General features: G+C 73.6%; 21 protein-coding genes. 15 read left to right on the top strand and 6 right to left on the bottom strand.

What is annotated here, in order from left to right:
* Positions 1 to 57: 57 nt before the first annotated feature.
* On the bottom strand, positions 58 to 450 hold the full coding sequence (locus ABZ452_RS19205) for a CBS domain-containing protein (protein WP_148429006.1): 393 nt from the start codon (positions 448 to 450) through the stop codon (positions 58 to 60).
* Positions 451 to 562: 112 nt separating this feature from the next.
* On the opposite strand from ABZ452_RS19205, the gene ABZ452_RS19200 reads away from it, so the two are divergent.
* The 5 genes from ABZ452_RS19200 (at position 563) to ABZ452_RS19180 (ending at position 4,376) form a co-directional block, all read left to right on the top strand.
* Positions 563 to 1,012, top strand: coding sequence for an NUDIX domain-containing protein (locus tag ABZ452_RS19200; RefSeq protein ID WP_254341110.1), 450 nt, complete (start codon positions 563 to 565; stop codon positions 1,010 to 1,012).
* Positions 1,009 to 1,818: a hypothetical protein gene (locus ABZ452_RS19195; protein ID WP_357944408.1), complete on the top strand. Its 810-nt coding sequence runs from the start codon at positions 1,009 to 1,011 to the stop codon at positions 1,816 to 1,818. The genes ABZ452_RS19200 and ABZ452_RS19195 overlap by 4 nt, the downstream gene beginning before the upstream one ends.
* A gap of 71 nt (positions 1,819 to 1,889) precedes the next feature.
* Positions 1,890 to 2,621: a phosphocholine cytidylyltransferase family protein gene (locus ABZ452_RS19190; protein WP_357944405.1), complete on the top strand. Its 732-nt coding sequence runs from the start codon at positions 1,890 to 1,892 to the stop codon at positions 2,619 to 2,621.
* Complete coding sequence (locus ABZ452_RS19185) at positions 2,609 to 3,676, top strand: iron-containing alcohol dehydrogenase family protein (protein ID WP_357944402.1); 1,068 nt, start codon at positions 2,609 to 2,611, stop codon at positions 3,674 to 3,676. The genes ABZ452_RS19190 and ABZ452_RS19185 overlap by 13 nt, the downstream gene beginning before the upstream one ends.
* Entirely contained in the window at positions 3,651 to 4,376 is a 726-nt protein-coding gene (locus tag ABZ452_RS19180; protein WP_357944400.1) for a CDP-alcohol phosphatidyltransferase family protein, read from the top strand. The genes ABZ452_RS19185 and ABZ452_RS19180 overlap by 26 nt, the downstream gene beginning before the upstream one ends.
* A gap of 68 nt (positions 4,377 to 4,444) precedes the next feature.
* On the opposite strand, the gene ABZ452_RS19175 is transcribed toward ABZ452_RS19180, so the two are convergent.
* The gene (locus tag ABZ452_RS19175) at positions 4,445 to 5,707 is read right to left on the bottom strand and encodes a glycosyltransferase family 4 protein (protein WP_357944397.1); all 1,263 of its coding nucleotides are present in this window, start codon (positions 5,705 to 5,707) and stop codon (positions 4,445 to 4,447) included.
* A gap of 80 nt (positions 5,708 to 5,787) precedes the next feature.
* Here ABZ452_RS19175 and ABZ452_RS19170 point away from each other — a divergent pair, with 80 nt between their 5' ends.
* The 5 genes from ABZ452_RS19170 to ABZ452_RS19150 all read left to right on the top strand — a co-directional run bounded on the left by ABZ452_RS19170 (position 5,788) and on the right by ABZ452_RS19150 (position 11,244).
* Positions 5,788 to 6,648: a DNA-formamidopyrimidine glycosylase family protein gene (locus ABZ452_RS19170; RefSeq protein ID WP_357944394.1), complete on the top strand. Its 861-nt coding sequence runs from the start codon at positions 5,788 to 5,790 to the stop codon at positions 6,646 to 6,648.
* A 325-nt stretch (positions 6,649 to 6,973) separates the two neighbouring features.
* Positions 6,974 to 8,482, top strand: a complete 1,509-nt coding sequence (locus tag ABZ452_RS19165) for a sugar transferase (RefSeq protein WP_357944392.1) — start codon at positions 6,974 to 6,976, stop codon at positions 8,480 to 8,482.
* Positions 8,483 to 8,515: 33 nt separating this feature from the next.
* Complete coding sequence (locus ABZ452_RS19160; protein WP_357944389.1) at positions 8,516 to 9,739, top strand: histidine kinase; 1,224 nt, start codon at positions 8,516 to 8,518, stop codon at positions 9,737 to 9,739.
* A complete protein-coding gene (locus ABZ452_RS19155; RefSeq protein ID WP_154229174.1) occupies positions 9,736 to 10,500 on the top strand; it encodes a LytTR family DNA-binding domain-containing protein in 765 nt (254 codons plus the stop codon). The genes ABZ452_RS19160 and ABZ452_RS19155 overlap by 4 nt, the downstream gene beginning before the upstream one ends.
* Positions 10,501 to 10,581: 81 nt before the next feature.
* Entirely contained in the window at positions 10,582 to 11,244 is a 663-nt protein-coding gene (locus ABZ452_RS19150) for a DUF5701 family protein (protein WP_357944385.1), read from the top strand.
* A gap of 44 nt (positions 11,245 to 11,288) precedes the next feature.
* Here the strand turns inward: ABZ452_RS19150 and ABZ452_RS19145 are convergent, their stop codons facing one another.
* From ABZ452_RS19145 to ABZ452_RS19135, 3 genes are read right to left on the bottom strand one after another with little or no spacing between them, the layout of a single operon-like run.
* Positions 11,289 to 12,518, bottom strand: a complete 1,230-nt coding sequence (locus ABZ452_RS19145) for a hypothetical protein (RefSeq protein ID WP_357944382.1) — start codon at positions 12,516 to 12,518, stop codon at positions 11,289 to 11,291.
* Positions 12,505 to 13,023, bottom strand: a complete 519-nt coding sequence (locus ABZ452_RS19140) for a sigma-70 family RNA polymerase sigma factor (RefSeq protein ID WP_357944379.1) — start codon at positions 13,021 to 13,023, stop codon at positions 12,505 to 12,507. The genes ABZ452_RS19145 and ABZ452_RS19140 overlap by 14 nt, the downstream gene beginning before the upstream one ends.
* Before the next feature lie 60 nt (positions 13,024 to 13,083).
* The gene (locus tag ABZ452_RS19135) at positions 13,084 to 13,632 is read right to left on the bottom strand and encodes a Uma2 family endonuclease (RefSeq protein WP_357944376.1); all 549 of its coding nucleotides are present in this window, start codon (positions 13,630 to 13,632) and stop codon (positions 13,084 to 13,086) included.
* Between the two features lie 170 nt (positions 13,633 to 13,802).
* Here ABZ452_RS19135 and ABZ452_RS19130 point away from each other — a divergent pair, with 170 nt between their 5' ends.
* From ABZ452_RS19130 to ABZ452_RS19110, 5 genes are all read left to right on the top strand, one after another.
* The gene (locus ABZ452_RS19130; protein ID WP_357944373.1) at positions 13,803 to 14,249 is read left to right on the top strand and encodes a hypothetical protein; all 447 of its coding nucleotides are present in this window, start codon (positions 13,803 to 13,805) and stop codon (positions 14,247 to 14,249) included.
* Positions 14,249 to 15,889 carry a cation acetate symporter gene (locus tag ABZ452_RS19125; RefSeq protein WP_357944370.1) on the top strand — a complete coding sequence of 547 codons (1,641 nt, stop codon included), beginning with the start codon at positions 14,249 to 14,251 and terminating at the stop codon, positions 15,887 to 15,889. The genes ABZ452_RS19130 and ABZ452_RS19125 overlap by 1 nt, the downstream gene beginning before the upstream one ends.
* Before the next feature lie 86 nt (positions 15,890 to 15,975).
* Positions 15,976 to 16,740, top strand: a complete 765-nt coding sequence (locus ABZ452_RS19120; protein WP_357944367.1) for an ABC transporter ATP-binding protein — start codon at positions 15,976 to 15,978, stop codon at positions 16,738 to 16,740.
* Positions 16,725 to 18,422, top strand: a complete 1,698-nt coding sequence (locus ABZ452_RS19115; RefSeq protein ID WP_357944364.1) for an ABC transporter permease — start codon at positions 16,725 to 16,727, stop codon at positions 18,420 to 18,422. The genes ABZ452_RS19120 and ABZ452_RS19115 overlap by 16 nt, the downstream gene beginning before the upstream one ends.
* On the top strand, positions 18,422 to 18,910 hold the full coding sequence (locus tag ABZ452_RS19110) for an SRPBCC family protein (protein ID WP_357944361.1): 489 nt from the start codon (positions 18,422 to 18,424) through the stop codon (positions 18,908 to 18,910). Before ABZ452_RS19115 ends, ABZ452_RS19110 begins: the two co-directional genes overlap by 1 nt.
* Positions 18,911 to 18,969: 59 nt before the next feature.
* Here the strand turns inward: ABZ452_RS19110 and ABZ452_RS19105 are convergent, their stop codons facing one another.
* The gene (locus tag ABZ452_RS19105; RefSeq protein ID WP_357944358.1) at positions 18,970 to 19,227 is read right to left on the bottom strand and encodes a hypothetical protein; all 258 of its coding nucleotides are present in this window, start codon (positions 19,225 to 19,227) and stop codon (positions 18,970 to 18,972) included.
* Between the last annotated feature and the right edge of the window lie 13 nt (positions 19,228 to 19,240).

The following is a 19,240-nucleotide window of genomic DNA, read 5'->3' as shown; positions in this document are numbered from 1 at the left end:
CGACACGACGATGGCCCGGCCGGTATCGGCCGGGCCATCGCCCTTTCCGTCGTCGGTTCAGACCCGGGGCGCCGTGTGCTCCCGCGCCCAGACCCGCATGAGGTCGCGTACCGAGATCACCCCGGCCACCTCCCGGCCGTCGAGCACCACCAGGTGCCGGAAGCCGCCCCGGGCCATCGCGGCGGCCGCCTCCTCCACGGTCCAGTCCGGGCCCGCGTAGACCACGTCCCAGGTCAGGTGGGCTCCGGTGCGTTCGACGTCGGGGTCGAGCCCGGCCCCGATCGCGTTGAGCACGTCGCGTTCGGTCATGATCCCGACCCCCTCGGAGTCCGGGTCGATCACGACCGCCGACCCGACCCGCCGGGCCGACATCATCCGGGCCGCCTGGCGGAGCGTGTGCTCCGGGCCGACCACGAGAATCTCACTGGACATCGCTTCCCGTACCTGCATCACATCACTCCTGTGGGACGGCGGCCTCGGTACGGACATGGTGGGCCATCGATGCGGAACGGGACAAGACCGGGCATCGCCACGAACGGCCCCGGATCGCTACTGTCGTGAGGTGCCCACCGAGCCCCTCCGCTGCGCCGGCGCGCTGATCGTGGACGACGACGGCCGCATCTTCATCCAGCGCCGGTCCCCCGAGCGGCGTCTCTTCCCCAACTGCTGGGACATCGTCGGCGGCCACCTCGAACCGGGCGAGGAGGTGGACGACGCGCTGCGCCGGGAGGTCACCGAGGAGACCGGCTGGACCGTCTCGCACGTGCTCGGCCAGGTCGGCGAATACCGGTACACCGGCGACGACGGGCTGACCCGGGTCGAGACCGACTTCCTGGTCCGGGTGGACGGCGACCTGAGCCGGCCCCGACTGGAGGCGGGCAAGCACACCGAGTTCCGCTGGCTGGCGGAGCAGGACGTCGACCTGCTCGACGAGCACCGCGACGTCAACGACGGGCTGATCCGGCGGATCGCCGAGAACGCGTTCGCCGCCCTGCGTTCGATCGGTCTGTGAGCGCGACGATTCCGGGCCGCGGCGCTCCGCGGTCTCCGACGCACCGGGTCGGCCCGGGCGACGCCGTCGAACTGCCGCCGCACCGGTTCGCGGGGCTGGTCGCCCCGGCCGTCGACCGGGCCTTCGTCGCCGGCATGCTCGCCGGCCGCGACGGCGGCGGCGCGGAGCTGAGTTCCCGGTACGGGGGACCCGCCGCCACCGGCTTCCTCGTGGAGTTCCGCACCCGGCTGGCCGTACCGGGCGGCACGGTGGACGCCGCGGGCTTCGCGGCGGTGACCCGCTACCGGGACCCGGCCGCCTGCCAGCGGGCGCTGGACAAGCAGGTCGCGTACGGGATGATCCAGCGCTTCCCGGACGGCGGCTTCTGCGCCACCGAGCGCGGGCTGGCCTTCCTGGCCGAGCTGTTCGGCGTGCACGCCGAGGTGACCGAGGAACTGTGGGCGGGGCACGACGAGCGGGTGGCGCGGCTGGTCCCGGCCCTGGGCCGGGTGCTGGCCTACGCGTTCGCGTCGGCGGGGCCCGGCGCCTTCGCGACCATGGCCCCGCCGCACGAGCCGGACGGCACCCCGCCCGGGGTGCTGCTGCTCAACCGGCTGGGCACGCTGCGCTACCACCGCGCGGACGCGCACGCGGCGGCGTGGACGGCGGCGGGGCACACCGCGGCCAGCGTCGTCGAGCTGCCCGCGGGCCCGGAGCGGCTGGCGATCGAGCAGGAGACGGACCGGCGGGCGGCCGGCCCGTGGGCGGTGCTCGCCGCCGAGGAACGCCTGGAGCTGCTCGCCGACCTGGCGGCCCTGCCGGGCTGAACCACGGCCGGCCGCGGCACGACGATATCCTCCACCGAGTGGAGCGCAGTCGAGAAGAGGATGGTGCCGGCATGATCGGGATGGTGCTCGCCGCCGGTGCGGGGCGCCGGCTGCGCCCGTACACCGACACCCTGCCCAAGGCCCTGGTGCCGGTCGACGGGGAGACCACCATCCTCGACATCGCCCTGCGCAACCTCGCCGAGGTGGGGCTGACCGAGGTCGTGATCGTGGTCGGCTACGCGGCGGACGCGGTCCGGCAGCGGCAGGCCGCGCTGGAGGAGAAGTACGGCGTCACGATCACCCTCGTGCACAACGACAAGGCCGAGGAGTGGAACAACGCGTACTCGCTCTGGCTGGCCCGGGAGCACTTCTCCCGGGGGGTGCTGCTGGTCAACGGCGACACCGTGCACCCGGTGAGCGTGGAGAAGACCCTGCTGGCCGAGCGCGGCCCCGGCATCCTGCTGGCCGTCGACAACATCAAGGCGCTGGCCGAGGAGGAGATGAAGACCACCTTCGACGCGGCCGGCCAGCTCACCCGGATCACCAAGCTGATGGACCCGGGCGAGGCGTACGGCGAGTACATCGGCGCGACGCTGATCGAGCCGCAGGTGGCGGGCGCGCTCGCGGACGCCCTGGAGGCGACCTGGCGGCGCGACCCGAACCTCTACTACGAGGACGGCTACCAGGAGTTCGCCGACCGGGGCGGCGAGGTGCGGGCCGCGCCGATCGGCGACGTCTCCTGGGTCGAGGTCGACAACCACGCCGACCTGGCCCGGGCGCGGGAGATCGCGTGCCGCTACTAGCCCGGACGATCCTCACCCCGCTGCACATCGACGTGCGGCGCGGTGCGGTGGCCGACCTGGCCGCGATCCTGGCCGACGGGCGGATCTCCGCCGGCGGCGACGTGGCGGTGGTGGTCGGCCCCGGGCAGGGCGAGCAGATCGCCGAGCTGATCCGCCCCTCACTGCGGTCGGCCGACCTGTTCACCGTGGCCGGCGGCACCCTGGACGCCGCCGACGACCTGGGCGCGAAGCTGCGCAACCGGTCGTACGACGCGGTGGTGGGCATCGGCGGCGGCAAGACCATCGACGTGGCGAAGTACGCGGCGACCCGGCGCGGGCTGCCCATGGTCACCGTGGCGACCGCGCTGGCCAACGACGGCATCGCCTCGCCGGTGGCCAGCCTGGTCACCGAGGGCATCAAGGGCTCCTACGGGGTGCACATCCCGATCGCCGTGATCGTGGACCTGGACTTCGTCGAGGCGGGGCCGGAGCGCCACAACCGGGCCGGCATCGGCGACGTCGTGAGCAACATCAGCGCCCTGGCCGACTGGGAGCTGGCCCGGCAGGTCCGCGGGGAGCCGGTCGACGGCCTCGCCGCCTCGCTGGCCCGAATGGGCGCCGAGGCGGTGCTCGCCCACCGGGGCGACATGAGCGACGACAGCTTCGTCACGGTGCTCGCCGAGGCGCTGATCTCCACCGGCCTGGCCATGGCGGTCTGCGGCACCAGCCGCCCGGCCAGCGGCGGCTGCCACGAGATCATGCACGCCGTCGACTCGCTCTACCCGGGCACCGCCTCGCACGGCGAGCTGGCCGGGCTGGGCGCCCTGTTCTGCACCTTCCTCCGGGGCGACGAGCGCAAGCTCACCGAGATGTCGGCCTGCCTGGCCCGGCACGGCCTGCCCCGGCTGCCCGCCGACGTGGGCCTGACCGACGAGCAGTTCGTGGAGGCGGTGCAGTTCGCGCCGGCCACCCGGCCGGACCGCTACACCATCCTCGAACACCTGGCGATGTCGCCTACCGAGACGCGGGAGCGGCTGGCAGACTACGCCGGTGCACTCCGCGACCACCTCGGCTGAGCCGTCCCGCCCCTCCGTCGCCGACTTCCACCGGGTCAACCGGGGCGGCGGCCTGTTCAGCGAGTCGATCAGCCAGTGGATCGGCGCCGCCTTCGCGCTGGTCGCCCAGCGCCTGGGGCTGCGCCCGACCGCGCTGACCATCACCAACCTGGTGCTCGGCCTGGCCGCCTCGGTCACCGTGGTCGCGCTCGCCGACGACGTGGCGGCGGGGTCCGTCCCGGCCTGGGCGGTCGGGCTGGTCGCCCTGGTCGCCTGGCAGATCGCGTACGCGCTGGACTGCGCGGACGGTCAGCTCGCCCGGGTCACCGGGCAGGGCAGCGCGGCCGGCGCCCGGGTCGACGTGCTCTGTGACGTGGCCGCCCAGATCGCCCTGGTCACCGCGCTCGGCGCGACCGCCGTGGCGCAGCGCCCGTCGACGCCCACCTGGCTGGTGGCGGTCTTCGCCGGCACCTGGATGGTCAACCTGGTCACCTCGGTGATGCAGGCCGGCCCCAACGCGGCCAGCATGGTCACCTCGACCTCGCTCCCGGTCCGCCTGGCGAAGCTGGTCCGCGACTACGGCGCCGTGATCTTCCTGGCCGGCCTGGTCCTGACCGTGGCCCCCGCCCTGACCGTCTGGGTGATCGTCGCCTTCACGATCGTCAACGGCGGCTTCCTCCTGGCCAGCATCGCCTTCGCCGCCCGCGCCTCCCTCCGCTGACGGTGAGGCCTCGCCTCACCGTCAGCCGGCCGCCACCCCGAGTGGCGCCGCGGTGAGGGCCGGGTGGGTCAGTGGGGGGTGGGGGTTACGGCCGCGTAGATGTCGATGAGGCGCTTGGTCACCACGTCGGGGTGGAAGGTGCGCTCGTAGCGGGTGCGGGCGGCCGGGGCGAGCGTTGGCGCGCCGGCCCGGGCCACGGGGAGGGCGGCGGCCAGCGCCTCCGTGTCGGGCGCGACCACCCAGCCGGCCTCGCCGCGCTGCACCCCGCGGGGCAGGGAGACGTGCCCGTCGCCGGGCGCCGCGGTGGCCACCTCGGCCGGGCCGGTGCCGGCCGGCTCCCGGGGATCGTCCGCGCCGACCAGGTACGGGATGCCGCCCAGCGCGGTGCCGAGCACCGGCCGGCCGCTGGCCAGCGCCTCGATGATCACGGTGGGCAGCACGTCGTGCCAGGTGGAGGTGGCCAGCACCACGGCGCTGTCGGCCAGCACGGCGCGTACCCCGGCCCGGTCCAGCTGGCCCAGGTAGACCACGTCGGGCCGCTCGGCGGCGGCCGCCTCGGCCAGCGGGCGCAGCTCGCCGTCGCCGGCGATCCGCAGCGGGCCCAGTGACCCCACCGGGTGCCGCCGCCAGGCGTTCAGCAGCAGGTCGAGCCCCTTCTCCGGGCTCAGCCGGCCCATGAAGAGGAACCCGTCACCGGGCGGCGCCGGGGTCCCCGGGTCGGGCACCGCGTTGGGCTTGACCACGATCCGCTCGTCCGGGATGCCGTAGTCGCGCAGGTGGTCGGCGACCGCGGTGGTGAGCGCGATGTACCGGTCCACCGACTTCCAGGTCGGGCGGTGCACGGCGAGCGTGGTGGCCATCAGGGCGCTCTGTGCCCGGGAGCCCCGGTAGCAGCGGTGCACGATCGCCGGCACGCCCAGCGTCCGGCCCCGGCAGTCCTGGCAGATCACGCCGTCGCGGAAGTAGAGCCCGGAGGAGCAGACCTGGCGGTAGTTGTGCACCGTTTGCACCACCGGCACGCCGCGCTTGTGCGCGGTCCGCACCACCCAGGGCGAGAGCAGCGGGTACGGGTTGTGCAGGTGCAGCACGTCCGGGCGGTGCTCGGCGAGCAGGCGGTCCAGGTCGTGCTGGGCCTTCGGGGCCCAGATCGGCGAGATCGGCAGCAGCGCCTTGGCCGGCTTCGACATCGAGGGGATCTCGTCGGAGCTGCGCAGGAACGGCAGCACCTCGACCCCGGCCGCGGTCAGCTGGGCGATCTCCGCGTCGACGATGGTGTTCTCGCCGGAGGGCTGGGCTTCCCGGTACCGGTTGTGCGCCACCACGATTCTCACGGAGCTCGCCTCTCGTTCGCGACTGCGGGACTCGCAAGCTCATTCCTCGCGCTCACGGCAAAGAAGGCTACCTTTGTACGGTGCCTGAACTACCGGAGGTGGAAGCGCTCGCCGGCTACCTGCGCGAGCGGGCGGTCGGCCGGCGGGTCGAGCGGTTCGAGGTCGCCGCGATCAGCGCGCTGAAGACGTACGACCCGCCGCCGAGCGCGGTCGCCGGCCGGGCGGTGGTCGGCGCCGCCCGCCACGGCAAGTTCCTGGATGTCCGGTTCGACGAGGGCCTGCACCTGGTGGTCCACCTGGCCCGGGCGGGCTGGCTGCACTACCGGGAGGCGTTCCCGTCGACCGCCCCGCTGCGCCCCGGCAAGGGCCCGATCGCCCTGCGGGTACGCCTCGACGACGGCTCCGGCTTCGACCTGACCGAGGCGGGCACGCAGAAGAAGCTGGCCGCGTACCTGGTGACCGACCCGGCGCTGGTGCCGGGGGTGGGCAAGCTGGGCCCGGACGCCCTGGAGGCCGATCTGGCCACCTTCGGCGCCCGGCTGCGCAGCCGCCGGGGGCAGGTCAAGGGGGTCCTGACCGACCAGTCGGTGCTCGCCGGGATCGGCAACGCGTACTCCGACGAGATCCTGCACGCGGCGAAGCTCTCCCCGTTCGCGATCACCGACCGGCTGACCGACGACCAGCTCGCCACGCTGCACGCGGCGACCCGTGCGGTGCTCGGCGACGCGGTCCGGCGCTCGATGGGGCAGCGAGCCGCCGAGCTGAAGGGCGAGAAGCGCTCCGGGCTGAAGGTCCACGCCCGGAAGGGGTTGCCCTGCCCGGTCTGTGGCGACCTCGTGCGGGAGGTCTCGTTCGCCGATTCGAGCCTCCATTACTGTCCCACCTGTCAGACCGGCGGCAAGCCGCTGGCTGACCGACGGTTGTCCCGCCTCGTACGGTGAGTAACCACACTCCCCGGTTACGGAGAGGAATCGTCCGCGGATCGCCGAAGGTCCCACTCCGCACCTCTACCGGGGCCGCCATCCATCGGTATAGTGGCTCGGTCCCCGGCTTCACAACCGACTCGGAGCCGGCCAGATCCTCGCGAGCATCATCGGACGGCTTCTCCCTCTGGGGGCGGTCCGGGCCGGGCCCGCGTGGGAGACTGGGACGGTGGGCGACCCGGGCCCTCACGGCGAGTGAGGGCGCGTGTCATGCGGGAGGACATGGGTTGAGGTGACGACAAGCCTCCAGCGCCCGGTAACCAACACAGGCCGGAGCGAGAGCGTGCGGCACGTCGACAGCTTCGAGATCCAGCCGCCGACTCCGCCGTCGCACAACGGCGTGCCCCGGTTGGCATGGGCCCGCGCCCGCCGCCGGGTGTCCCGCTGGCATCGCCCCTACATCGCGATCCTCCTGCTGCTCGACTTCGGCGCGGCGGCGCTGGCCAGCTACCTGGCCATCCAGATCTTCGAGCAGGCCGACTCCGGCTTCCGGCACGCGCCCCAGTCGTGGTTCTACACCGTCGCGTTCCTGCTGTTGCCGCTCGGCTGGCTGCTCATCCTGTGGGGCAACCGCGCCTACGACCGGCGCTACCTCGGCCTGGGGCCGGACGAGTTCAAGCGGGTGACCCGGGCCGGCGTGGCGGTCGCCGCCACCGTCTCCTTCATCGCCTTCGCGACGAAGACCTACTCGCTGTCCCGGTGGACGGTCGGCTTCGCGCTGCTCGGCGCCATGCTGCTGATCCTGCTGGGCCGGATGATCGCCCGGGCCACGCTGCACGCGCTCCGCCGCCGGGTCGGCCAGGCCGGGCACCGGATGGTGCTGGTCGGGACCCTGCCGGAGTGCCTGGAGGTCTTCACCGCGGTCACCCGCAACCCGGGGGCCGGCCTGGTCCCGGTGGCCATCCACCTCACCGACGGGTACGCCGCCGCCCGGGGCATCGAGACCCCGGTGCCGGTCTACGCCGGCCGGGACGTGCTCGCGCTGGTGCGGGAGGTCGGCGGCGACACCATCGCGGTGTGCGGCTCGGCCAGCGCCGAGCCGGGCGAGCTGCGCCGGATGGCCTGGCAACTGGAGGGCTCCGGCGTCGACCTGGTGGTCGCGCCACAGCTCACCGACATCGCGGGCCCGCGGGTGCACATCCGCCCCATCGAGGGCCTGCCGCTGCTGCACGTCGAGGAGCCGACCCTGTCCGGGCCGGCCCTGCTTGTCAAGAGCCTGATGGACCGGGTCGGCGCCGGGCTGGGCCTGCTGCTGCTGGCCCCGCTCTTCGCCGCGGTCGCCATCGCCATCCGGATCTCCGACCCCGGTCCGGTCTTCTTCCGGCAGCCCCGCGTCGGGCACGAGGGGCGCACCTTCCGGGTCTGGAAGTTCCGGACCATGTACGTCGACGCCGAGGAGCGGCTGGCCGGCCTGGTCGACCAGAACGAGACCGACGGCATGCTGTTCAAGATGAAGCAGGACCCGCGGGTCTTCCCGGTGGGCCGCTTCCTGCGCGCCTCCTCGCTGGACGAGCTGCCCCAGCTGATCAACGTGCTCTGGGGCGAGATGTCCCTGGTCGGCCCGCGTCCGCTCCCCGCCGACGACGGTGACTTCCTGGGCGACGTCCGGCGCCGGCTGCTGGTCCGCCCGGGCATGACCGGCCTCTGGCAGGTCTCCGGCCGCTCCGACCTCTCGTGGGACGAGGCGGTCCGGCTCGACCTCTACTACGTCGACAACTGGTCGCTGGCCTACGACCTGAGCATCCTGTGGCGGACCGTCGGGGTGGTGCTCGCCCGCAAGGGCGCGTACTAGCGCTCCGGGCCGCCACCCGTCAGGATCGCGGGCGTGGGTGGCAACCTCTCGGCCGTGTTCGGCGTCGTCTCGCTGGTCACCGCGCTGGCCGCGGCGCTGTGGGCGGTGTTGCGGCTGCGCGCCCGCCGGGGCATCGCCACGGCCACCCAGCGGGCCACCTACGAGGTGCTGCACACCGCCGGGCTCGCCGCCGAGCCGCTGCGGGGCGGCCTGAGCGCGGCGGGGGCGGCGAAGGCCGTACGCCATCTGCGGGCCCTGGTGGGCGCGGCCGGGCTGGCCCTGACGGACCGGGAGGCCCTGCTCGCCCTCGACGGGCACGGCGCGCACCACGGCGACCAGTTGCTCGGTGCGGCCCGGAGGGCGGTCGGCACCGGGCGTTCGACGGTGCTGCGCGAGTCGGAGCTGCACTGCGACCTGGTGGACTGCCCGGTCCGGGGCGCGGTGGTGGCCCCGCTGAGCGCCGACGGCCGGGTGGTCGGTGCGCTGGTGGCGTTGGCCGGCGAGCGGCCGGCCCCGGGCCTGGTGCAGGCGACCCTGGAGACCGCGCACTGGGCCGGCGACCAGCTCGCCCTGGCCGAGCTGGACTCGTCCCGGGAGCGCCTGGCCCGGGCCGAGGTACGTGCGCTGCGCGCCCAGATCAGCCCGCACTTCATCTACAACGCGCTGACCGCGATCGGCTCGTTCGTCCGCACCGACCCGGAGCGGGCCCGGGAGCTGATCCTGGAGTTCGCCGAGTTCACCCGCTACTCGTTTCGGGCGCACGGGGAGTTCACCACGCTGGCCGAGGAGCTGCGCTCGATCGACCGCTACCTGACGATCGAGCGGGCCCGCTTCGGCGAGCGGCTCCAGGTGCGCCTCCAGATCGCCCCGGAGGTGCTGCCGGTGACCCTGCCGTTCCTCTGCCTCCAGCCGTTGGTGGAGAACGCGGTCCGGCACGGGTTGTCCCGCAAGCCGGGCACCGGCATGGTGAGCATCGAGGCCCGGGACGCGGGCGCCGAGTGCCACATCACGGTGGAGGACGACGGGGTGGGGATGGATCCGACGACGCTGACCGCCGGCATCGCCGAGCTCGCCGGGGCCGGTAGCGACCCGGCCGACGACCCGGGCCAGCACGTCGGCCTCTCGAACGTCGACGAGCGGCTCCGGTCGGCCTTCGGGGACGGGTTCGGCCTGATCGTCGAGACCGGCCTGGGCTCGGGTACGAAGGTCAGCATGCGGGTGCCGAAGTTCCACCCCGGGGTACGGGCGACGTCATGAACGCCGCGACCGGGTTTCTCCGCGTGCTGGCGGTCGACGACGAGCCGCCGGCCCTGGACGAGCTGGCGTACCACCTGCGGGCCGACCCCCGGGTGGCCCGGCTGCACACGGCCGGCGACGCGACCGAGGCGCTGCGGGTGCTGCGCGACGGCGACGTGGACGTGGTCTTCCTGGACATCCGGATGCCCGGGCTGGACGGCATGGAGCTGGCCCGGGTGCTGCGCCGGTTCGCCCGGCCGCCGGCCATCGTGTTCGTCACCGCGTACGACGACGGCGCGGTGGACGCCTTCGACCTGGGCGCCACGGACTACGTGCGCAAGCCGGTGCGTGCCGAGCGGCTGGCCGAGTCGCTGCGCCGGGTGATCGGGTCGCGGGTGGTCCCCTCGCACCCGGCGGCGCTGGCCCGGGCCGAGGAGGATCCGACCATCCCGATCGAGCTGGCCGGGACCACCCGGATGCTGCCCCGCTCGGCGGTGCGCTGGGTGGAGGCGCAGGGCGACTACGCCCGGCTGCACACCGCGGACGGCTCCCACCTGGTCCGGGTCTCGCTGGCCACCCTCGCCGAGCGCTGGGCCGACGCGGGGTTCGTCCGGGTCCACCGGTCCTACCTCGTGCAGCTCAAGCTGATCGCCGAGCTGCGGCTGGTCAACTCCGGCTACGTGGTGGTGATCGACGGGGCCGAGCTGCCGGTGAGCCGCCGGCACACCCGGGAGCTGAAGGACAAGCTGGTGCGCGCGGCCAAGCAGGACTGGAACCGCTGAGCTCAGAATTCTTCCGCCGGTCGGGAATACGCGCCCATTGTCGTACGCTGTACGGGACGCCGTACGACAGATGGAGGCCGCATGCCCGACAGCCGCTACGACGCCGCGACCGAATTCGACCGGCAACTCGACCGACTGGTGCAGCTCGGCTACCCGGCCCTGGCCGGGCTGACCGAGCCCGCCTTCCGCGACCTGCTCACCCCGCTCCGCGCACGGGCCGTCGCCGGGGCGGCGGACCTGGCCGCGCCCAGCGACGGGCGGGTGCCCTTCCTGCTGGTGACCACGCGCGAGCTGGTGCCCGTCCAGGAGCGGATCGCACTGACCACGCTCGCCGGCAAGCGGAAGCCCGGCATCCTCGACCGGAACTTCCCGGCCGACGACCTGCCGACGTTCGACCCGATCAAGGAGCTGGAGGTGCCGCCCGGGCCGGCCTACCTGCTCTTCGACGTGGACCGGGGCGAGGAGTACCGGAACCTCCCGCCGTCCACCGCGCTGGCCCAGATGACCGAGCGGGACCGGCTGCCGATCACCATCGACGAGGGCCTCGCCTTCGTCACCCTGCACCCGCCGGCGCTGGCCAGCAACCGGTGCTTCTCGCTGGTCGGCTCCCGCTGCGGGGACAAGCGGGTGCCGGCGCTCTGGATCAGCCAGGGCGCGCCGAAGCTCGGCTGGTGCTGGTTCGGCAACCCGCACACCTGGCTCGGCTCCGCCACCGCCGATCCGGTGCGCATCGGGCTCGACTGAACCCTCCCGTCGGCGCGGCCTCACCGGGCCGCGCCGACGCGAGTTCAGTGCGGCAGCGCGAAGCGCTTCCAGGTCGTGCCGTCGCTGGTGACGATCACGTGATCCGGCCCGGCGTCGGAGGGGTCGTCGCGGCCGTACAGCCAGGCCAGACCCGGAGCGACGGCGCCCGTGCCCTCCTGCGCCCGATAGTCGCGGGACACGGTGAAGTGGCGCCCGCCGTCGCGACTGACCAGGAGCTTCGCCGACAGATCCGGCGTGTCGGCGAAGGCGAACGGAACCAGCACGGCACCGTCGGCACCGATCGTGAGGAACGGTATCTGCTGGGTCGCCGGGAGGTCGGTGCCGGTGTCCGCCCAGGTCCGCGCCCCGTCGGTGGTCCGCAGCAGCCGGGCAGGGCCGGTCGGCACGGTGGAGCCGGGCGGTGGCGTCGCTTGGATCAACAGGTAACCCTCCCGGGCGTCCACCCCGAGCACCGCCACGACATTGGCGCCGGCTTGCGGGCGCCAACTCACCCAGCTCGCACCGCGGTCGGCGCTGCGGGCGACGATCGGCTGGTCAGCCTCGCCGGGCCAGTACGTCACCCAGATCGAGCCGTCGACGGCCGGGTAGATGCTGAACGGCGGGTACGAAGACGGCGACTTCCCGGTCAGCCGGTAGACCGTCGAGGTGGCATCGTCCACGGCCAGTGGCTCCCGGACCGCGGCGCAGCCCTGCTGGCAGAAGACCGGTCGCGCCCGCTTGGGGAAGTCGGCGACCGGCACGGTGGCCTCGTCCGCGTCCTGCCAGGTGCGACCGTGGTCGGTGCTGAGCAGATCGCGTTCGCCATCACGCACCAGGTAGATGCCGTTGCTGAGCACGGCGTACTCCAGATCTGCGTTCCGGTTGCCCGCGCTGTTGGTCGGGCAGCTCTCGGCCTCGTAACGGGCCGCGTCCCAGTCCGACCAGCTGCGCCCCTCGTCCGCACTGTGCGAGAAGAGCAGCGCGCACTCCATCCGGATGACCGCCACGCCGGAGTCCCGGCTCGTCAGGACGACCTCGCCGGCCCGCGCAGGACCGGCAGGCGGTTGGTCCGGACCGGCCCAGCCGGACCCGTTCGACCCTCCGAACAGCGGCGTCACCACCAGACCCGCCATGACGACCGCAGCGACCGCGAACCCGGTGGTCCGCTGTCGCCGACGGGACCGCGCCGCTGTCCGCAGGTCGGCGAGTGGCGGCTGGCGCACGGCCTCGGCCACGGTATCGACGTGGAAGCCGGTGAACTCACGATCGGACATCGATCCTCCCGATGCTGGTTTCGGCGGTGTCGGAGTCGGCGAGCAGCGCCGCCAGGGCCTGCCGGCCGCGGGAGAGGCGGGACTTGACCGTGCCCGGGGAGACGCCGAGGGTCGCCGCCACCTCGTCCACCGGCAGGTCGACCAGGTAGTGCAGGGCCAGGGCCTGCCGTTGACCCTCGGGCAGCTCGCGCAGCGCGCTGAGCAGGGCCAGGTGCTCGGGCGACCGGTCGGCCACCACGGGCGCTGGCCCGAGCCGCCGGAGCAGGGTGTCGAACAGCCGCCGGCGCCGGTGCCGGCTCCGGGCCACGTTCACCGCCACCCGGCGCAGCCACGCCTCGGGGTTGTCCAGGCCGGCGATTCGCCGGGGCGCGGCCAGGGCACGGGTGAACGCCTCCTGGACCGCCTCCTGCGCCTCGCTCAGATCACCGGTCACCGCGTACAGCTGGACGACCAGCCGGCGGAAACAGCCGGCGTACAACTCGGAGATCAGCTCGCCGTCGGACACCGCCACCTCCCCTCTCCACCTGTTCCACTCACCAGGCGGCCGGAAGGTTCCGGGGAACGATCAGAAAATGTCGCCGACGGGCAGCACGAGCGGGAACGGCTGATCGGTCCGGAGAACATCGGCGACGGTGAGCACGGCGGCCTCGCGGTAGGCCCCGCCGACCTGATCCAGCACGGTCAGGGCCTGCTTGCGCGGCTCGACCAGCCAGTAGTGGGGGATGCCCGCCACCCCGTACTCGTGCCGCTTGAGCACCAGGTCGCGGCCGGCGTTGCCGGGCGAGACCACCTCGACCACGAGGAGCACGTCGGCCGGGGCCAACGCGGGGCCGCCCCGGTCGAGGGCGTCCTCCCGGGCCACGAAGACGTCCGGAACGAAGTAGGAGGAGCGCTTTGCGCTGACCCCGATGTCCTGCCCGACGAGCAGCCCGGGAGGGGCCTGCCGGTCGAGGAGGCGGCGGAGGCGGTTGGCGATCGCGCCGTGGAAGACGTCCGCGTGAGGGGACACGAGCAGGCTCCCGTCGAAGATCTCGTAGTCCTGGCCGTCCTCCGGGAGATCCTGGAGGTCGTCGACCGTCCAGGCGCCGCCGCCCGGACGAGCTGGATTGGTCACCGTCACACCTCCTCTCTACCGGCTCACCCTGACATCCCGCTCCGTCGTCCACAACGAGGCGGCCGTCATCCACCGGGTTGTCCACAGGAGTGAAGCGTTGTCCACACGTTGTCCACAGGCCCGTCCCCGGCACCCTTGACATTCCCGCTGATCAGGCGAGACTGCCGGGGATGACCGGAGCGGAGGAGCAGGACGTTCCGGGGCGGCCCGAGCAGGCGGCTCCGGTCCCCGCCCCACGCGCCCCGCAGCCACCCCGGCGGACCCGCGTCGTGCTGGCCGAGGTCGCCCGGCCGCGCAGCCGGGCCGAGCGCACCCGCTCCGAGCTGACCCAGCAGACCCGGGTCGGCGAGACGCTGGTGCAGGGCCTCATGCGGGCCCAGCTCTCGCTGGCCCTGCGGCTGAGCCTGCTGGTGCTGATCGGGCTGGGCGGGCTGCCCTGGCTCTTCGCCATCGCGCCCTCGGTCGGCCGGGTCACCCTGCTCGGCGTCAACCTGCCCTGGCTGCTGCTCGGGGTGGCCGCCTTCCCGTTCCTCATCGGGGTCGGCTGGGCGTACGTGCGGCTTGCGGAACGCAACGAGCAGGACTTCACCGACCTGGTCCAGCGGCCGGAGCGCTGATGGGCAACGGCTACGTGGTCCCCGCGATCGTGGCGGTCACCCTGGTCACCGTCGGGATCGGCTTCTACGGGCTGCGGCTGGCCCGGACCACCTCCGACTTCCTGGTCGCCTCCCGGGCGGTCAGCCCCACCTGGAACGCCGCCGCGATCGGCGGGGAATACCTGTCGGCCGCGAGCTTCCTCGGCGTGGCCGGGCTGATCCTCAAGTACGGCGTCGACGTGCTCTGGTACCCGGTCGGCTTCGCCGCCGGCTACCTGGCGCTGCTGCTCTTCGTGGCCGCCCCGCTGCGCCGCTCCGGGGCGTTCACGCTGCCCGACTTCTGCGAGGTGCGGCTCGGCTCGCGGCGGCTGCGGAAGCTGGCCACCGTCTTCGTGATCTTCATCGGCTGGCTCTACCTGGTGCCGCAGCTCCAGGGCGCCGGGCTGACCCTCGCCACGGTGGCCGGCTCGCCCTATCCGGTGGGCGCGCTGCTGGTGGCCGTGGTGGTGACCGCGAACGTGGCGCTGGGCGGGATGCGGGCGATCACCTTCGTGCAGGCCTTCCAGTACTGGTTGAAGCTCACCGCTCTCGCCGTACCCGCGATCTTCCTGGCGTTGCAGTGGCAGGCCGACGCCCGCCCGGCGGTGACCCCGCCCGACGGGCCGGCGTTCCGGACCGCGACCACCGTCGTGGTCGAGCACCGCGCGACGCTCACCATGCCCGACGGCGACACCCGGGAGGTACGCCCCGGCGACCGCCTCGACTTCGCCGCCGGTGACCCGGTGCCCGAGGTCTCCGGCGCGGCCACCGCCGCCACCGACTGGCTGCTGCCCGACACGGCCGGCGACGACGACCGGGGGCTGTTCGGGACGTACTCGCTGATCCTGGCCACCTTCCTCGGCACCATGGGGTTGCCGCACGTGCTGGTGCGCTTCTACACCAACCCCGACGGGGCCGCCGCCCGGCGCACCACGCTGGTGGTGCTGGCCCTGGTCGGCGTCTTCTACCTGCTGCCGACGATCTACGGCGTGCTGGGCCGGATCTACACGCCGCAGTTGCTGGTCACCGGCCAGACCGACGCCGTGGTGGTGCTGCTGCCCGGTGCGGCGCTGGGCGACGGCACCACCGGCCGGCTGCTCGCCGCACTGGTCGCCGCGGGGGCGTTCGCGGCCTTCCTATCCACCTCGTCCGGCCTGCTCACCAGCGTGGCCGGGGTGATCTCCACCGACGTCCTGGGCCGCGGCTCGGTGCGCGGCTTCCGGCTCGCCACGGTGATCGCCGGAGGGGTGCCGGCGGTCCTCGCGCTGAACGTCTCCGGGCTGGACGTCTCCCAGGTGGTCGGGCTGGCCTTCGCGGTGGCCGCGTCGAGCTTCTGCCCGCTGCTGGTGCTGGGCATCTGGTGGCGCGGCCTGACCGACCTGGGCGCGGCGGCCGGGGTGCTGGCCGGCGGCGGCGCCGCGATCGGCGCGGTGCTGCTCACCGTGCTCGGCCCGCCGCTGTCCGGCTGGCCGGCCACGCTCACCACTCAGCCGGCCGCGTGGACGGTGCCGCTGGCGTTCACCGTGATGGTGGCCGTGTCGATGGCCACCCGGCGGCGGCTCCCCCGGGACGTCGGCGTCACGATGCTCCGCCTGCACACACCGGAGACGCTGCGCCTCTAGCGGGACGGCGGTACGGCTGAAGGAGGACCCGAAGATCCTCCTCTGGCCGGATCGGCTACTGGTCGGGGCGGGCTACGGTCGTGGGCATGACCGATCAGCACCCGGCGCTGTCCCTCCGTGGCCTGGCCAAGCGGTTCGACACCAAGGTCGCGGTCGCCGGCGTCGACCTCGACGTGCCGACCGGCTCGTTCTACGGACTGCTGGGCCCGAACGGGGCCGGCAAGACCACCACCCTCTCCATGGCCGTCGGCCTGCTGCGGCCCGACGCCGGCCAGGCCCGGGTGCTCGGGTACGACGTGTGGGCCGATCCGGTACGCGCCAAGGGGCTGCTCGGTGTGATGCCCGACGGGGTACGCCTCTTCGACCGGCTCAGCGGGGCCGAGCTGCTGGCGTACCACGGGTTGCTGCGCGGCATGGACCCGGCGGTGGTCGACCAGCGGGCGGCGGAACTGCTCGACGTGCTGGCGCTCACCGACGCCGGCCGCACCTTGGTGGTCGACTACTCGGCCGGCATGAAGAAGAAGATCGGCCTGGCCTGCGCGCTGCTGCACGGCCCCCGGCTGCTGGTGCTGGACGAGCCGTTCGAGGCGGTCGACCCGGTCTCCGCGGCCCTGATCCGGGACATCCTGCACCGCTACGTGGTGGGCGGCGGGACGGTCGTCTTCTCCAGCCACGTCATGGAGGTCGTCGAGCGGCTCTGCTCGCACGTGGCGATCCTGGCCGACGGCCGGATCAAGCGGGTCGGCACGCTCACCGAGGTCCGCGGCGAACGGTCGCTGGAGGAGGTCTTCGTCGAGGTGGTCGGCGGGCGGACGGCGACGGGCGAGGAGCTGTCGTGGCTGTCCCGGTGACCGCCGCCGAGCGGCCGGCCCGGGCCGTGTCCCCCCGGCACTTCGTCCGGCTGAAGCTGCGGGTGCTGCGCAACAACTTCCGCGGTCAGGCCTGGCGGATCGCCATGTTCGTGGGGGGTGTGCTGTTCGGGCTCTGGTTCGCCGTCGGGGGCTTCTTCCTGCTCGCCGCGCCCGGCCTGGCCGGCGAGTCCCGGTACGCCCTGATGACCGCCGCCTTCGGCGGCGGCCTGCTGACCCTCGGCTGGCTGCTGCTGCCGCTGGTCTTCTTCGGTGTGGACGAGACCCTGGACCCGGCCCGGTTCGCGCTGCTCCCGCTCTCCCGCCGCACCCTGGTCACCGGTCTCTTCGCGGCCGCCCTGGTCAGCGTCCCGGTGGTGGCGACGCTGCTCATGGTCGGCGGGCTGGTGGTCACCGCCGGCGTCCTGGGCGGCTGGTTCGCCGCGCTGGTCGGGGTGCTCGGGGTGCTTCTCGGCCTGCTGCTCTGCGTGGCCGCCGCCCGCGCGGTGACCAGCGCCTTCGCGACCATGCTCCGCTCCCGCCGGGTACGCGACCTGGCCGCCGTGCTGCTCGCGGTGCTCGCCGCCCTGCTCGGCCCGCTGCAACTGCTGGTGCTCGGCGCGGTCGAGCAGGCCGACTGGGACCGGCTGACCGGGGTGGCCCGGGTGGTCGGCTGGACCCCGTTCGGGGCGCCCTGGACGGCCGGCGTCGAGGTGGCCGAGGGGAACGCCGCGGCGGCCGGGCTGAAGCTGCTCATCACCGTGGCGACGATCGGCCTGCTCCTGCTGTGGTGGTCCCGGTCGCTGGAGTCGGCCATGGTGGGCGCGGCGAGCGGCGGGCCGGCCCGGGACCGGCGCGGCACGGTGGCGGGCGCGCCCGTCGGGCAGCTCTTCCCCCGGGCCGTGGGCTGGGCCCGGCGGGACCGGTTCGGCGCGCTGGTCGCCCGGGAGTGCCGCTACTGGTGGCGCGACGCCCGGCGGCGGGCCAACCTGATCACCGTGGCGGTGGTCGGCATCTTCGTGCCGTTGATGGTCAACCTGGGCGGGTCCCGGCTGGCCACCGAAGGCGGGGCGGCGTTCGGCGAGGCCACGGCCAACTCGTCCCCGGTGCTGGTGAGCCTCTCGATGCTGTTCGTGGGTGTGCTCGCCTCGGTGACCCTGGCCAACCAGTTCGGTTTCGACGGCAGCGCGTACGCGGCCAACGTGGTGGCGGGCGTGCCGGGGCGGGTGGAGCTGCGGGCCCGGATGGTCGCGTTCTCGCTCTACGTGGTGCCGATTCTCGCCGCGGTCGCCGTGGTGCTGGCCGTCGTCCTCGGCCGGCCCGGCTGGTTCGGTTTGATGGCGGGCGGGCTGCTCGCCGCGTACGGCTGCGGGCTGGCGATCAACGCAGCCGTCTCGGTGCTCGGCGGCTACTCGCTGCCGGAGACCAGCAACCCGTTCGCCATGAACACCGGCGCCGGGATGGCGCGGAGCCTGTACGCCCTGGTGTCCATGGTGGCCTCGGCCACGGCCGCCGTGCCGCTGGTGGTGGCCGCCGCGCTGCTCGGCGACGTCTGGCTCTGGCTGGCGCTGCCGATCGGCCTGGCGTACGGGCTGGGCGCCGCGCTGCTCGGCGCGTACCTGGCCGGGGACGCGCTGGACCGGCGCCAGCCGGAACTGCTGGCCGCGGTCACCCCGAGGCGCTGATGCCGGTCGTGGAGGCGGTGACCACCGTTCCGGTGCCCCCGGAGCTGGCCTTCGCGGTGTCGCAGACCGTGGCGCCGGTCCGCTACCGCTGGGACCCCTTCGTCCGGGAGCAGCACTTCGTCGACGGGGCGACCCGGCCCGGCAAGGGTGTGCGCACCTTCACCCGGTCCCGGCACGGCCTGGTCATGGTCAGCGAGTACGTCTCCTGGGCGCCGCCCACCAACGTGGGCATGAAGATGGTGCGCGGGCCGTGGTTCTTCGAGCGGTTCGGCGGCGGCTGGCGGTTCGCGCCCGGCCCCGACCCGGGCACCACGGTGGCCACCTGGCGGTACAACTTCCGCTGCCGCCCGGCGTTCCTGCGCCCGGTCGCCGACCGGATCGGAGTCTGGCTGCTCGGCCGGGACATCCGCCGCCGCATCGCCGGGTACGCCGCCGGCTGCGCCGACCCCGAGGTGCTGGCCGCCGCCCTCCGCTCCCTCGCCGCGTAGGCGAGGGATCTTGGACAGTTTCCGTTCGACCGGAACGGCAACTGTCCAAGATTCGCGGGTCAGGCCGTGCGGCGCATCGCCGCGTAGAGGTGGTGGCCGTCGCCCACGCTGGTCACGTTGACCAGCTCCCAGCCGTAGTTCGACAGGTGCTCGACCGCCTCCATGAGCGGCCGGAACCCGCTGCGCCCCCAGGAGTGCTTGGCGGTGACCACGAGGTGCCGGTGGGGGTAGGCGCGCAGGTCGACCTGACCGCCGAGAATGGCGTCGGCGGTGACGACCCGGTCCTGGGCGAGCTGCTGCGGTGGGACGAGAGACATGCCCGGCAGCGTA

Origin of the sequence: Micromonospora sp. NPDC005707, assembly GCF_040631005.1 — a bacterium.
Taxonomy (GTDB): domain Bacteria; phylum Actinomycetota; class Actinomycetes; order Mycobacteriales; family Micromonosporaceae; genus Micromonospora.
The sequence above is the reverse complement of the archived record's forward strand: the minus strand, read 5'-3'. Positions and strand labels throughout refer to the sequence as shown.

Bases quoted from the DNA above. Each gene is read 5' to 3' on its own strand.
- ABZ452_RS19205 (WP_148429006.1), bottom strand. From the start codon at position 450: ATGCAGGTACGGGAAGCGATGTCCAGTGAGATTCTCGTGGTCGGCCCG.
- ABZ452_RS19190 (WP_357944405.1), top strand. From the start codon at position 1,890: ATGATCGGGATGGTGCTCGCCGCCGGTGCGGGGCGCCGGCTGCGCCCG.
- ABZ452_RS19155 (WP_154229174.1), top strand. From the start codon at position 9,736: ATGAACGCCGCGACCGGGTTTCTCCGCGTGCTGGCGGTCGACGACGAG.
- ABZ452_RS19150 (WP_357944385.1), top strand. From the start codon at position 10,582: ATGCCCGACAGCCGCTACGACGCCGCGACCGAATTCGACCGGCAACTC.
- ABZ452_RS19145 (WP_357944382.1), bottom strand. From the start codon at position 12,518: ATGTCCGATCGTGAGTTCACCGGCTTCCACGTCGATACCGTGGCCGAG.
- ABZ452_RS19130 (WP_357944373.1), top strand. From the start codon at position 13,803: ATGACCGGAGCGGAGGAGCAGGACGTTCCGGGGCGGCCCGAGCAGGCG.
- ABZ452_RS19125 (WP_357944370.1), top strand. From the start codon at position 14,249: ATGGGCAACGGCTACGTGGTCCCCGCGATCGTGGCGGTCACCCTGGTC.
- ABZ452_RS19120 (WP_357944367.1), top strand. From the start codon at position 15,976: ATGACCGATCAGCACCCGGCGCTGTCCCTCCGTGGCCTGGCCAAGCGG.
- ABZ452_RS19110 (WP_357944361.1), top strand. From the start codon at position 18,422: ATGCCGGTCGTGGAGGCGGTGACCACCGTTCCGGTGCCCCCGGAGCTG.
- ABZ452_RS19105 (WP_357944358.1), bottom strand. From the start codon at position 19,227: ATGTCTCTCGTCCCACCGCAGCAGCTCGCCCAGGACCGGGTCGTCACC.